Consider the following 12,700-nt stretch of genomic DNA (forward strand, 5'->3'; position numbering starts at 1 on the left):
TAGAGCGTGGTCCGGGCGGCTTCATTCCGTAGCGCTCGTAGTGGACGCGTCAGTCGACGAGTGCTTGTGTGCCCAGAACGAGCGCGAGCGCCAGCCGCTCGGCGTCTTCGGTGCCGGGCTCGGCGGTGTAGACGGTCACCCGCAGGTCGTCCATGGCGACGATGAGCGTGTCGCAGTCGAGCGTGATCCGGCCAACGGCCGGATGATCGACAACCTTGCGCCGCGACATCTCTGCGGGCGCCGGCGGGGCAGCCGACTCCCACAGCGGGGTGAAGCCCGGGGCGTCGCCCAAGTCGTCGATCAACCGCCGCAGCCCCCCATCGGCGGGGTACCGGGCGGCCGCCCGCCGCAGGTCGGCGACGAGCAGGGCGACGTGCTGCGCGTACTCGTCCGGTGTGTGCACGACACGGTTGCGGCGGCCGTTGAGGTGACGCCAGATGGCGTTGCGCTCGAGGCCGCGCCAGCCGGTCGTGTCACCCATCAGGGCGTCATATGCGGCATTGGCCAGGACGAGGGTCCAGCTGGCGTCGTAGACGACGACGGGGGTGTGGGCGAGGCGGTCGAGCATGCGCTGCACGCTCGCCGGCACACGCGAGGGGAGGATGTCGAGCCCGGGCACGGTCAGGCCGGCGAGCTCGTACATCAGGGCGCGGTCGCCGTCAGGCAGACGCAGCGCCCGGGCGAGGGACTCCACGACTTGGGCGGAGGGAGCCGTTGCCCGGCCCTGCTCGAGCCGGGTGAGATAGTCGGCCGAGATGCCGGCCAGCTGGGCGAGCTCCTCACGGCGTAACCCGGCGGCTCGACGGCGCCGGCCGACCGGCATACCGACGCTCTCCGGGGTCACCCGGTCACGCCAGCGACGCAGCGCACGGCCGAACTCCCAGGTCTCCACGAGGCCAGTCTGCCCGCACTGCGCGTCATCAGGATGGTCCTGTCAGTCCTATGACAACAGGACGACTGCCTGGGGCTGGAGCGCGCCAGCATGCTCAGTCCTATGACGACAGTCCTGATCACCGGTCCCACTCGCGGCCTCGGCCGGGCCACGGCCCTCGCGCTCGCCCAGAATCCGAGGGCCCGCGACCTGCTGTTGCTGGGGCGCGGTGGAACCGCACTGGACGAGACAGCCGAGCAGGCACGGGGACACGGGGTCAACGTCCACGAGATCGGGTGCGACTTCGCCCGGCTTTCCGACGTCCGCGACGCGGCAAGCACGGTGCGCAACCTCATCGAGGACGGGCACGTGGGTCGGCTGAGCGCGCTCGTCGCCAACGCCGGCGCCATGTCAGCCGACACTCGGCTGTCGTCAGTCGACGGCTACGAGCTGACCTTCGCCGTCAACTACCTGGCCCATGCGCAGCTGATCGGTGACCTCCTCGACTCGCTGGCCGACCGGGCCCGCATCGTGATGGTCGGCTCGAACACCTATCACGCCAACGTCTGGCGGCGGCTGCTGCACGTGCCGGCCGCCGAGTGGCGCGACCCGATCGCGCTGGCGAAACCAGCTCTGGGAGAGGACAACCCAGGCGTGAAGGCGGCGGGCGTGGCCTACTCCAACGCCAAGCTGGCGATCCTCTACTACGCGCACGAGCTTCAGCGGCGGGTCGGCCGGAGCGCTGCAGTGTCGGTGTACGAACCCGGATGGATGCCCGGCACGGCCTTGGGCAGAGGAGCTCCCGAGGCCGTCCAGGCGCTTGGACGTGGCCTGGCCCGCGTGCCTGGCGTGGCCACCCCGGAGAAGTCGGGACCGGTGCTGGCCTCGATTGCACTCGACGACCGCTGGGCACATCTGCATGACGGTGCCTTCGTCGTTCGCGGCAAGGTCGCTGAGGTGAAACCGGTGGCCCACGACCGCGACCGCGAGGCGCGTCTGTGGGAGGCAACCGCTGAACTGCTCGACGGAGCCGGCCGGGCATAGCGGTCAGTCCCACAGTGACTCGTGCGGGATTGTTTGCGTGACAGGGTCGTTCGGGCCCGGCATGATGGTGTGCGCCCAGCCGTCCCCTATCGGCTGGGTGCCCGGTGATTCCCCCGGCCCAGGTGCCCATCCGGCCGTCGAAGTCCGGCGGCGCTCTGCCGACCGGCATCGTGACCGAACCCAAGGAGATAGCAGGTGTCCGATCCCGCAGTGTCGAACCCCGACCTGTACAAGGTTGTGTTCGAGAACGACCGCGTCCGCGTCCTCGAGTACCTCGACCATCCAGGCGATGCGACGACACCCCACAGTCACCCCGACTCCGTCATGATCACCCTCAGCTCCTTCTCCCGAAGGCTTCGGAGCGGCGATCGCGACGTCGATGTCGAGATGCCCGAGCACCAGGTCCGCTGGCTCGACGCCCAGGAGCACGCGGGCGAGAACATCGGCACGTCCACCACACATGTCGTCTTCGTCGAGCTCAAGGAGCCCGTCGCGGCCAGGGCCATACCGGTCGACTCCGGAGACCCGGTCCTCGGCCCCCGATGAAGCCGACGCCGCACGTGCGCCCACACGGTTCGGTGGAATGAGGCTCGGTCGGTCGCAGGTGACTGTCGGCCCCCTGACACGCGAGCAGACGCGTTGCCCACATATCGCGCGCCCGAGAAAACGTGGGTTCCTGCCCACCACGATGGCCAGGTCGTCGACGCGGACTTCACCTGCGCCGAAGGGGCGTCTGGCCCCGGGCTGCTGAGTTCCTCGGGTTGCACCGGAACGGTCGCGAACGGGGCACCGATTGACACCTCGACGGCCGGCGCCCATTCCTTCTCGGCCACCGCCACCAGCAAGGACGGACAGACAACGACCAGGACGGTCCACTACTCCGTCGACTACGTGGTCACCGGGTTCGCCGCGCCCATCGCCGACCCGCCGACCGTGAACGTCGGCAAGGCAGGGCGTACGTATCCGGTGAAGTGGCAGCTGCAGAGCGCGAGCGGGCTGTACGTCGGCGACCTGGGCGCGATCACCGGCGTCACGTCCCAGAAGGTGACCTGCGCCACTGGGGCGCCGGTCACCACGGGCTGCTACCGGCTGACCGTGGCGTTCGACAGCGGCCAGGTGCTGGCCGCCTCCTTCGATCTTCGCTAACCCTGGTCCTTCCGGACGGCGGCCGAAACGGTGTCAACCATCAACCGAAGCCCGAATGTCGGGCCCGGGCATAGGTCCATACGGCTGAGCTGCGCCGCCAGGCTTGGTGGCAGTGCTGCCGCGCGTGAACGTGCCGACCGCTTTCGTGAGGTCGTATTGGAAGGAGACTTACACGCGCGGGTGGGTCACGACGTGCGGCGTGTCGATTGCCGGAGCGAAGCGACGGCGTCCCACCGCCACCGCGGTTCACCTGTGGAACGCCGGTCGGCTCGGCCTTGTCCACAGCCCGCCTGGTTCGAGAGCCACTCCGTGTCGCGCCAGCTCGCCTCGGAGGAGTCCACGCTCCGCCTCTACCGCCGGGCGATCGCGCTCCGCCGCCGGATCCCCACCCTCCGACCAGCGAGTTCCGTTGGCTCCCAATCGAACCAGGCGTGTTGGCCCTCACCCGGGCGACAGCTTCGCCTGCGTCTTCAATTGATGGCTGCGTCTGGTGCGCACCCTGTCGACGGCCGCCTCATGCGCGCCAGCCACGCCGAGGCCGGCGAGAAGATGCCTCCGAGCAGCGCCGACTGGCTCCAGCTGTGACGGGTCTCCGCGCGCAACGGGAGTCGTCGCGACGACAAACCCGTCGCCCATTCGACGCACGCGGTCCGCGAACCCGACTCAGGTCCCCATCCGCGCCGTCGGCAGCGTGACCGTGATCGTGCACCCCGCGTCGGGAGCGGACTCGACGCTGATCGCGGCGCCGATCGCGGTCGCGCGTTCCGCCATGGTCGACTGGCCCAGGTGACCCGGGTGCGGCCGCGCGGTGTCGAAGCCGATGCCGTCGTCGGCGATGGTGACGGTGAGGCCGTCGTCGGTGCTCAGGACGGCAACCTCGATCCGCCGGGCCTCGGCATGCTTCACCGCGTTGTTGAGGGCTTCGAGCGTCAGCCGGTACAGATGTTCCTCCACCGGTGGGTCCAGCGCCGGCCGTGTGGTGGGGCCGCGGACGTCGATCGGGATCCCCTCGCGTGCCGTGAGGGCCGCTGCCTGCCGGCTCAGAGCGGTGACCAGACCCTCCTCGGCCAGGGCTTGTGGGCGCAGCTCGAAGATGAGTGCGCGCATCTCGGCGAGGGCGCCCTGGGTCAGCTCGGCAAGCCGCCGCACCGTGGTGGCCGCCGCTGCGTCAGGACCGAGGCCGGCAGCCTCGAGCTGCCGCTCGGCGGTTCGCGCGTGCAGGGTCATCGAGAACAGCGCCTGGCTGACGCTGTCGTGCAGCTCGCGAGCCAACCGCTGGCGCTCGAGGTTCGCCGCGTCCTGCTCGGACCGTGCGTAGAGGTCCGCGTTGGCGACCGCGACCGCGGCCTGGTCGGCGAGCGCGGCGAGGAACGTCCGTTCCTCGTCGTCGTGCTCGCGCCCCGCAGGGTGGTAGTACTGCATGACGCCGAGGTATCGCCCTCGTGAGTCGAGGGGCACGACGACGATGTCGTCCCACGTCGCCTCCCGCAGGAACGCGTGCAGCGGCTCGTATAGCGGGTTGGCCAGGCCCCTGGCCCGGGCGCCCGTGGCGACCAGCACCTCCTGTCGTTCCAGGGCGTCCCGCGTGGGCGTCGGGTCACCGCGGCGCCACCACGCGGCCAGCGCAGCGGCATACGCGTCCTGCAGGCCGGCCGCTTCGAAAAGCGTCAGCTGGTGAGTGACGGCGTCGACGATGATGACGGCGCAGGCCTGCGCTCCGGTCACCCGCGCCGCGATCTGTGCCAGCGACCGAAGCGTCACCTCGATCGGCTGGTCCACGGTCATGATCTCGGCGACCATCGCGAACGCCTCGATGCGCCGCTGTAGCAGCTCGTATGCCGTGACTCGGTCAGTGGCGTCGGTGACGAGGTTGACGAAACCAACGACGTCGGCCCCGTCGAAGATCGGGGCGAGGACGACGTCCCAGTACGTGACGACTCCCGGCGCCTCGAGCCGGTTGCCGACCTGGCTGACCACCTCCCCGGCTAGTGCCCGCTCGATCAGGCGGTTCTGCGCCTCGTCGTTGCCCGGGATCAGCTCGTAGAGGGTCTTCCCGGTCCGGACGTACTCGGCGGGGACGCCGAGGTAGTGCGCGAAGAACTCGGCCCAGGTCCGGTTGCATCGAAGCAGGCGGGTGTCGCGGTCGCAGACCGCCACACCCATCGGCACGCGCCCGAAGACGATGTCGAGCAGCTGCTCGTCGCGTGCGGCGTCGGTCGGCGATGCCGGCGCCGACTCCGGCTGCGACGGAACCGACGCGCCCATCTCGGCCTCCTCGGAACGTCCCAAAGGCGTCTGAGACGAGTCCACCACCGAGAGAGCGGTCCCGGCAGCGCGTCGGCGCCAGACATACATCGAGCACCGACCCATACCCGGACATATGCCAGCTCGCGCCACGGGATTGCGACCGAACGACCGCCAGGCGCGATGCCGCGGCCGATAATGGCGTGACGGGCCCGCCGGGCACTGCGGAAGCGATCGCGACATGACGGCAGAGGCTGACAGCGACACGACCCGCGTGTTCCTCGTCGACGACCACGCGGTGGTCCGCGCCGGGCTCGTGGCCTATCTCGGCACCGAGCCGGGGATGGTCGTCGTCGGCGAGTCGGGCAACGGCAGGGATGCGATCAACCGGATCGCCGTCCTCGCGAACACCGGCGCGCTGCCCGACGTCGTGCTCATGGACCTGCTGATGCCGACTATGGACGGCATCGCCGCAACCGCAGAGATCAAGCAACGCTGGCCGGTGGTCGAGGTCGTGGCGGTGACCAGCTTCCTCGACGAGGAGAAGATCCGAGGTGCGCTCGAAGCGGGCGCTACGGGCTACCTGCTCAAGGACGCGGATGCCTCCGACGTCGCGGACGCGATCCGCGCTGCCGTGGCGGGCGAGATGACGATCGACCCGGCGGCCGCGAAGACCCTGACGGCGGCCCTGCGCGCGCCCAAGTCCGCAGCCGACGGCCTCACCCCACGAGAGCGCGACGTCATCATCCTCATCGCGCAGGGCGCGACCAACCGGCAGATCGGGAACCGCCTCGGCGTCACCGAGCGGACCGCACGCACCCACGTCTCCAACATCCTCACCAAGCTCGGGCTGACCAGCCGGACCCAGGCCGCCATGTGGGCAGTCCACCACGGCCTGGTCTCGGCCGGGCCCACGTCGGCGCAATGACGTAGACGACGACCGCGCAAACGGACGGTCCTCGCCGGCTTTTCGACCGATGCGACCCCAGCGCGATGGCGCGACAGTCGAGCCATGTCGCAACCGGTGAACGAACGGGTCCTCGTGGTCGACCACGACACGCGGGTCCGCGCAGCACTCGCGGCCCTGATCGACGCGACTCCGGGACTGCAGGTCGCGGCCACGACCCGCTCGACGGATGACGCCGTCGCCGTCGGTCGGCTCGTCGGCGCAACCATCGCGATCGTCGACGTCGACACCGGCCGGACCGCGGACAACCTCGCAGTGGTCCGCGAGCTGGCGCAGCACCTTGCCGTCATCGCCGTCGGCAACGGCGCCCACGGCCGCCGCCGTGCCCTAGACGCCGGAGCCATCGCCGTCTGCGACAAGAACGGCGACTCCGATGCCCTCACCGCGGCCGTCGTGGCGGCGGCCCGGCACCGTCCCCCACGCGCCGGGACCACCGAAGACGTCGGCTCGGCGACCCGACTGCGCTCTGACCCGAACCCACAACACGAAGAGGAGAAATGATGTCCCACCTGGAGCTACGCGCACGGATGACGGTCCGCCCCGGTCAGCTGGAGGGGTTCACCGCGCAGGCGGCCGAGCTCATGCGGCTGACCCGCGAGCTGGACACCCACACGCTGCGGTACGACTGGTACCTCAGCGAGGACGGGACGCTCTGCGAAGTCCACGAGGCGTACGAGAACGAGCAAGGGCTGTTCGAGCACAACGAGCACATCATGGCGGCTCGGGCCACGCTGTTCCGCGACTTCGCCGACGGTCACCACATGACGGCATACGGCGATGTCTCGCAACGGCTCGTCGACCTCTCGGCAGTCCATGCCGGCGGACTCGAACGGTACGCGTTCCTCAGCGGCCTGCAGCCTGAGCCCGCGATCTGACCGCGGGCGCCGGAAACCGTTGCCCGACAGGGCGATCGCCCAACCCAACCAACCCTGACTCGAGGAGAAGTCATGAGCAACCTGGAACTGCACGCACAGCTGAGGATCCGCCCCGGCCAGCTGGAGGCCTTCAAGGCCCAGGCCGCCGAGATCGTCCGGTTGGCCCGGGAGACGGACACGCAGACGATGCGCTTCGACTGGTACGTCAGCGAGGACGGGACATCGTGCGAGGTCCACGAGACCTACCCGAGCGCCACCGCGTTCTTCGAGCACACGCAGCACATCATGCAAGCCCGCGCCGCGCTGTTCAGCACCGCTGTCGACGGCCATCACGTGACGGCATACGGCGACGTGCCCCCGCGGCTCGTCGAGATGGCGAACGCCCACGCCGGCGGCCTCGAACGCTACTCGTTCCTTCAAGGCCTGCGGTCCGAACCAACGGTGTGACCTTCGCGAGACACACACCTCCCTGCGGGACGAAGTGCCCGCCCCATTCACATGACGAAGGAGTCATGCCATGACCACATCGACAGCGTCCGCCCGATCGGCCGGTGACAGGATCCGGCAGGCCATCGCCGACCGACCGTCGACCGACTACGTCTTCCACTTCTGGACCGCGCTCGGCTGGACCGTGCTCACCTTCGGCCTCTACGGGTTCTACGTCTTCTACCAGCTGATGAAGCACTCGCGGGACCACAACCGCAGGCGGATCGCGCTGCTGGCGGCTGCGCGGGAGCTGGCTCGGGAGCGGGCTGCCGAGCAGGGCACCGCCGAGGACGTCCGTCCCGCACTCGAGCGAGTGCAGGCCCACATCCAGTCGCTGCGCGCGATGGACGACGACTTCCGCGAGCCGACGTTCTGGCTGCTGGCCAGCTTCGTCGGCAGCGGCCTGGTCTGGCTCGTCGAAGCGATCCTCCTTGACCAGGACCTGATCCAGCACGAGCGACACGAGCGCGCCGCCGAGGCTGAGCTCACTGTGCTCTTCGCCGAGCTCGGTGTCACTCTGCCGGCACCCGCGGCGGCGGCGAAGCAGCCGCACAGCTACCTCGGCCGCATTGCCGCCGCGATCTGCACGTTCGGCCTGTACGCGCTGTGGTGGGTCGCCGACCTCATGCACGAGCGCAACGAGCACGTCCAACAGGACCACGCGTGGGAGGACGCCCTCCTTGCGGCAGTTGGCACAGCGCCGACCGCCGGCCGCGGCGCCCTGACGGGCGGCGACGCGCAGACCGGGAGGGGCTGACCATGGGCTACGTCACGGTCCGGGGAACCGACCTCTACTACGAGGAGAGGGGCGACGGGCCGCCCATGCTGCTGATCCCGCCGGCCGGCTCGACCGCCTCGACGTGGGGCGCGCTGGTCGACGAGCTGACGGCCTTCGGACGGGTGATCACGTATGACCGGCGGGGGTACAGCCGCTCGGGCGGTGGCGTGGTCAGCGCCGCCGAGGTGCACAGCGCGGACGCCGCCGCCCTTCTGAGCGCATTGAGCGCAACACCGGCGGTGGTGGCCGGGACCAGCGCAGGCGCCACGATCGCGCTGGACCTGGCGGTCCGCCGACCGGACCTCGTCCGGGCGGTCGTCGTGCACGAGGCACCGTGGCGTGCGCTGCTTCACCCGGACGTCGCGAGCCTGGGCATGCTGGCGAGAGTGCAGTGGCTGGCCTGGCGAGGTCGGTACGACGAGGCCGCCGCGGTGCTGCTGCGACAGGTGTACGCGTACCGCGACGGCGGGAGTGCCTGGGACGCCTTCCCCGACGAGTGGCGGCGCATCGCAACGGAGAACGGACCGTCGGTCATCGCCGACCTGAAGGCAACGCTTCGGAGCTATCCGCGTCGCAGCGACCTGGCGAGGATGACCCTGCCCGTGGTCTGCACCTATGGGTCCCGGAGCGCCCTCAACATGCGCGCCATCACTCAGGGGCTGGCCGCAGCCATTCCGGGCGCCACCGTATGCCGCATCGACGGCGCCGCCCACGCTGTTCCGTTCGACGCGCCGGGCACCTTCGCCCGGGTCATAGCCCCGGTCATAGCCCGGGTCATCGGAGACGCGGCCGGCCGTGCCGGGACCAGCCTGCGTACGCCAGATGGGAAGAGGTGAGACCCGTGAACGAGAGATCAGTGCCACGCATGGCGGCGCTCGTGGTGGGCGTCCTGCTCGTCCTTGTCGCGCTGCCCCTGCTCGGCGCCGGCGGAACGGCGCTGTGGGCCGACCGGACCCAGCGCGACGCCGGGTATGTCACGGCCGACGTCCATGAGTTCTCGAGCGCCGGAGCGGCCCTGACGACAGTCCCGACCGATCTGGGCTCGGCCGGAACCGGTTGGCTCTACTCGCCGGCGCTGCTCGACACGGTCCGGATTCGGGTCACACCGACGAACCCCGACTCGAAACTGTTCGTGGGGATCGGCCCCTCCGCCGAGGTCGACCGCTACCTCGCCGGCGTGCAGCACACCGTCATGTCCGACTTCTGGACAAGCAAGACGCACAGCGTCGGCGGCAGCACGACCCCGGCGGCACCGGCTACGCGGGGCTTCTGGGTTGCCGCGTCGACCGGCGCCGGCGCCCGGTCGCTGGTGTGGGGGGCGACCGAAGGGTCATGGAAGGTCGTGGTGATGAACACCGATGCAAGGCCCGGGATCGACGTCGTGGCCGATCTGGGGGCGCGTCTGCCGGCCGTGGTCTGGATCGCCGCCGGCCTGCTGGTGGCAGGGACCGTCATCGCCGTCGGCGGGGTGCTGCTCGTCGTGGGTGCTCTCCGCCGGCGCGTCAGGACCAGATGATGTCCGGGAAACGCGCGTTCGAGAGGGTGACCGCCTCCGACCTGTTCCTGCTGCTGTGGGACGACTACGGCTGGTCGAGCGACATCGGTGGGCTCGCCATCCTCGACGGCCAGGGCCTGTACGACTCCGACGGTGGTCTGCGAGTCGACGCCGTGCGAAGGCATCTCGAGCCGAGACTCCATCTGATCCCCCGCTTCCGGCAGCTGCTCTACCGGCCGCGGCTCGGCCTGGGCTGGCCCCTGTGGGTCGACGCTCCTTCCTTCGACCTCGCCGACCACATCCAGGTCCACCCGGTTGCCCCTCCCGGAGACGAGGCCCAGCTGCTACAGGCATGCCAGGACCTCGCGCGCCGGCGGCTTGACCCTGCGCGACCGCTGTGGGAGCTGTGGCTGCTGCCCGGCCTGTCGGAGGGACGACTCGGGGCGTACCTGAGGTTGCACCACGTGCTGGCCGACGGCGCCGCGGCCCTGGCGGCGTTCGGGACCTTGCTGGACCCGACCGCCGAGGCGCCCGAAGTGGCCCCGCCTCCATGGGCGCCGACGGCGATCCCCACCGCCACGCAGCTCCTGGGCGACAACGTGTCGCGGCGTCGGCAGGAACTGGCTCGAGGGTGCTCGGCCGTGGCCCATCCGCGACGGACGCTGCGCCGCGCCCGGCAGGCCGCACCGGCCTGGGGAGAGGTGCTCACCGAGCAGCCTGCCCCACGGACCAGCCTCAACCAGCCGGTGGGCGACGCGCGACTGCTGGCGCTCGTGCGCGGTCGCCTGGACCTCGCCAAGCGGATCGCACACGGCAACGACGCCACGGTGAACGACGTGGTGCTGGCCGCTGTTGCCGGAGGCCTGCGAGAGCTGCTCACAGGCCGCGGCGAGAGCGCGCCTGGGCTGGTCCAGCGGGCCATGGTGACCATCTCCGAGCACCACGAACAGCCAGAGCAGGCGCAGGGAAACAAGCCCGGTTGGATGATGGTGCCGCTGCCGCTCGACGAGCCCGAACCGGTGCGTCGGCTCCGGCGGATCGCGGCCGAGACGACCGAGCGGAAACGGCGGGCGCGTCCGGAGGCCGGCAGCGGCATCTTCCGGTTCATCGCCGCCCAGCGCCTCTGGTATCGGGCGTTTCCACGGCAGCGGTCGGTCAACCTGGTCGTCACGAACGTCCCGGGTCCGGGGGTTCCGCTGTACCTTGCCGGCGCCCGGGTGCTGGAGACCTTCCCGATAATGCCGACGATGGGCAACCTGACCCTCGTGGTCGCGGTCCTGTCGTATGCCGGTCAGCTCAACCTCACGGCGGCCGCCGACCGAGACAGCTGCGCGGACGTCGAGGCCTTCGCGCAGGGCGTTCGCGACACACTGGATGCACTCGCCGGATCGGTCCTGCTGCCGGCCTCTTGACTGCCACGCTGCTCACGTGGCTGCCGGACGGACGTCGACGAGGCCGTCGGGACCCACGTGGAGCTCGGCGCCCCAGGCCGAGCTGGCCCGGGTAAAGGATCAGCCGCCTTCCGTAGAGCTTGTGCTGGCGCGCATGGTTCGAGGAATGGCCGCACGACGACGTCACCCGTATGCCGTGCCGCGCGCACCCGTCGGTCAACCGGTCGGCGGCCGCGTGGCTCGGTTCGACGACGTTAACCCCGGGACGATTCGGTCGGGCGAGCCACGACGAGGGGATCCCGCTCGACGCGAGCCCCCAGGAGAAGACCAGGACCCGGCCGCCGCCCAACACTGGGATCGCGGCCGGGCGCTCTGCACCGTCCGCGTCGTACCCCTCAACATGACCGGACTAGCGTTCGACCCCTCGGCCAGGACACTGTGGGAGGCGGTCAACGCCACGGTGCCAGCTCCGTGCTCGTACGGTTCTGGGCCATCCTCGAACGCTTCGCGCGCTTCGGGTGCCACTCCAGCTGACCGAGACCACCCTGGTCTCCGGTCAGCTCATGCCGCCCGAGATCGTCGATCTCAACGACTACCAGGTCGACGACTGGCCGACGACGCCCGACGGCGAGGCGCGGCAGGCCGACGAGATCGTTCGTCACTACCGCACCGTCGTCTGGCACCCGGCAGTCGAGTCGCCGACGTACTGGGGGATCACGGACCACGGGGCCTGGCTCGGTGCGCCGTCCGGCCTGCTACGTCGCGACGGGTCCCGCAAGCCGTCGTTCAATGCCCTGCACGACCTGATCCGCCGCGAGTGGTGGTACCCCAGGACGACCATGCGGCCAGACGGGACCGGCGCCGTCCGCCAATACGGCTTCGCCGTGCATTACCGGGTCGCTGCGTCCGGGGTCGACGCCCATGTCGACGTGGCCGCGGGGCAGCGCAACGACGTGGTGGTCAGCCTTCCGGTGCTCGGTAACCGGCCACAGTCGCACTAGCCGCGGGTCATCCTGCCTGCGGCTATGTCAGGAGGCACAACAATCGACCATCTGGTCGGTTGTTGCGGCGCGTGGCGTTGATGTGGCGCGACAAGTGAGCATCTGGTCGGTTGTGGTGCCACACGGCATCGGCGAAAGGCACTGGGTCCGCTACAAGATCCAGCCGCGGCGGGACTTTGTGGGCGATGTTCGCGGATTCGGCCACCAGGTCCATCTCCGGCTGGATTCTGTATGCGGCAAGGCGGCAGACAACATCCTCAATTCGGCAGAGTCGGACGCTCACTGCCGCCGCACACCTGGGGCGCGTGCCATGCCCGCCGGCTGGCTCCGCCGCGCAGGGACGCGATCTCATTCCTAGTCTCATCCGGGTCCCGGCTCGAGCTGCTCGAGGTTTGGCCAGAG

14 protein-coding genes are annotated in these 12,700 nt (G+C 70.0%); 12 read left to right on the forward strand and 2 right to left on the reverse strand.

Annotated features, from left to right (window positions below; translation table 11 throughout):
* Positions 1 to 49: 49 nt before the first annotated feature.
* A complete protein-coding gene (locus ACYVLP_RS07595) occupies positions 50 to 892 on the reverse strand; it encodes a helix-turn-helix transcriptional regulator (protein WP_460626735.1) in 843 nt (280 codons plus the stop codon).
* Positions 893 to 994: 102 nt separating this feature from the next.
* On the opposite strand from ACYVLP_RS07595, the gene ACYVLP_RS07600 reads away from it, so the two are divergent.
* The 3 genes from ACYVLP_RS07600 (at position 995) to ACYVLP_RS07610 (ending at position 3,061) form a co-directional block, all read left to right on the forward strand.
* The gene (locus ACYVLP_RS07600) at positions 995 to 1,915 is read left to right on the forward strand and encodes an SDR family NAD(P)-dependent oxidoreductase (RefSeq protein ID WP_460626736.1); all 921 of its coding nucleotides are present in this window, start codon (positions 995 to 997) and stop codon (positions 1,913 to 1,915) included.
* A 195-nt stretch (positions 1,916 to 2,110) separates the two neighbouring features.
* On the forward strand, positions 2,111 to 2,461 hold the full coding sequence (locus ACYVLP_RS07605; RefSeq protein WP_460626737.1) for a cupin domain-containing protein: 351 nt from the start codon (positions 2,111 to 2,113) through the stop codon (positions 2,459 to 2,461).
* A gap of 93 nt (positions 2,462 to 2,554) precedes the next feature.
* Positions 2,555 to 3,061 (forward strand): PxKF domain-containing protein, encoded by a 507-nt coding sequence (locus ACYVLP_RS07610; RefSeq protein ID WP_460626738.1) that lies wholly within the window; start codon positions 2,555 to 2,557, stop codon positions 3,059 to 3,061.
* A 663-nt stretch (positions 3,062 to 3,724) separates the two neighbouring features.
* Here ACYVLP_RS07610 and ACYVLP_RS07615 read toward each other — a convergent pair.
* Positions 3,725 to 5,326 carry a sensor histidine kinase gene (locus ACYVLP_RS07615; protein WP_460626739.1) on the reverse strand — a complete coding sequence of 534 codons (1,602 nt, stop codon included), beginning with the start codon at positions 5,324 to 5,326 and terminating at the stop codon, positions 3,725 to 3,727.
* 220 nt (positions 5,327 to 5,546) lie between these two features.
* Here ACYVLP_RS07615 and ACYVLP_RS07620 point away from each other — a divergent pair, with 220 nt between their 5' ends.
* From ACYVLP_RS07620 to ACYVLP_RS07660, 9 genes are all read left to right on the forward strand, one after another.
* Positions 5,547 to 6,233 (forward strand): response regulator, encoded by a 687-nt coding sequence (locus ACYVLP_RS07620; protein WP_460626740.1) that lies wholly within the window; start codon positions 5,547 to 5,549, stop codon positions 6,231 to 6,233.
* Positions 6,234 to 6,317: 84 nt separating this feature from the next.
* Positions 6,318 to 6,773 carry a response regulator gene (locus tag ACYVLP_RS07625; protein ID WP_460626741.1) on the forward strand — a complete coding sequence of 152 codons (456 nt, stop codon included), beginning with the start codon at positions 6,318 to 6,320 and terminating at the stop codon, positions 6,771 to 6,773.
* Positions 6,773 to 7,147 carry a putative quinol monooxygenase gene (locus ACYVLP_RS07630; protein WP_460626742.1) on the forward strand — a complete coding sequence of 125 codons (375 nt, stop codon included), beginning with the start codon at positions 6,773 to 6,775 and terminating at the stop codon, positions 7,145 to 7,147. Before ACYVLP_RS07625 ends, ACYVLP_RS07630 begins: the two co-directional genes overlap by 1 nt.
* A 72-nt stretch (positions 7,148 to 7,219) precedes the next feature.
* Entirely contained in the window at positions 7,220 to 7,594 is a 375-nt protein-coding gene (locus ACYVLP_RS07635; protein WP_460626743.1) for a putative quinol monooxygenase, read from the forward strand.
* Positions 7,595 to 7,664: 70 nt separating this feature from the next.
* Complete coding sequence (locus ACYVLP_RS07640; protein WP_460626744.1) at positions 7,665 to 8,390, forward strand: hypothetical protein; 726 nt, start codon at positions 7,665 to 7,667, stop codon at positions 8,388 to 8,390.
* Positions 8,391 to 8,392: 2 nt separating this feature from the next.
* Complete coding sequence (locus tag ACYVLP_RS07645; RefSeq protein WP_460626745.1) at positions 8,393 to 9,247, forward strand: alpha/beta fold hydrolase; 855 nt, start codon at positions 8,393 to 8,395, stop codon at positions 9,245 to 9,247.
* A 5-nt stretch (positions 9,248 to 9,252) separates the two neighbouring features.
* Positions 9,253 to 9,927, forward strand: a complete 675-nt coding sequence (locus tag ACYVLP_RS07650; protein WP_460626746.1) for a hypothetical protein — start codon at positions 9,253 to 9,255, stop codon at positions 9,925 to 9,927.
* The gene (locus ACYVLP_RS07655) at positions 9,927 to 11,318 is read left to right on the forward strand and encodes a wax ester/triacylglycerol synthase family O-acyltransferase (RefSeq protein WP_460626747.1); all 1,392 of its coding nucleotides are present in this window, start codon (positions 9,927 to 9,929) and stop codon (positions 11,316 to 11,318) included. Before ACYVLP_RS07650 ends, ACYVLP_RS07655 begins: the two co-directional genes overlap by 1 nt.
* 497 nt (positions 11,319 to 11,815) lie before the next feature.
* On the forward strand, positions 11,816 to 12,298 hold the full coding sequence (locus tag ACYVLP_RS07660; protein ID WP_460626748.1) for a hypothetical protein: 483 nt from the start codon (positions 11,816 to 11,818) through the stop codon (positions 12,296 to 12,298).
* Positions 12,299 to 12,700: the final 402 nt, after the last annotated feature.

This window comes from Intrasporangium mesophilum (genome assembly GCF_054783095.1).

Coding starts and splice junctions, on each gene's coding strand:
- ACYVLP_RS07600 (WP_460626736.1), top strand. CDS start 995: ATGACGACAGTCCTGATCACCGGTCCCACTCGCGGCCTCGGCCGGGCC.
- ACYVLP_RS07615 (WP_460626739.1), bottom strand. CDS start 5,326: ATGGGCGCGTCGGTTCCGTCGCAGCCGGAGTCGGCGCCGGCATCGCCG.
- ACYVLP_RS07620 (WP_460626740.1), top strand. CDS start 5,547: ATGACGGCAGAGGCTGACAGCGACACGACCCGCGTGTTCCTCGTCGAC.
- ACYVLP_RS07625 (WP_460626741.1), top strand. CDS start 6,318: ATGTCGCAACCGGTGAACGAACGGGTCCTCGTGGTCGACCACGACACG.
- ACYVLP_RS07630 (WP_460626742.1), top strand. CDS start 6,773: ATGTCCCACCTGGAGCTACGCGCACGGATGACGGTCCGCCCCGGTCAG.
- ACYVLP_RS07635 (WP_460626743.1), top strand. CDS start 7,220: ATGAGCAACCTGGAACTGCACGCACAGCTGAGGATCCGCCCCGGCCAG.
- ACYVLP_RS07640 (WP_460626744.1), top strand. CDS start 7,665: ATGACCACATCGACAGCGTCCGCCCGATCGGCCGGTGACAGGATCCGG.
- ACYVLP_RS07645 (WP_460626745.1), top strand. CDS start 8,393: ATGGGCTACGTCACGGTCCGGGGAACCGACCTCTACTACGAGGAGAGG.
- ACYVLP_RS07655 (WP_460626747.1), top strand. CDS start 9,927: ATGTCCGGGAAACGCGCGTTCGAGAGGGTGACCGCCTCCGACCTGTTC.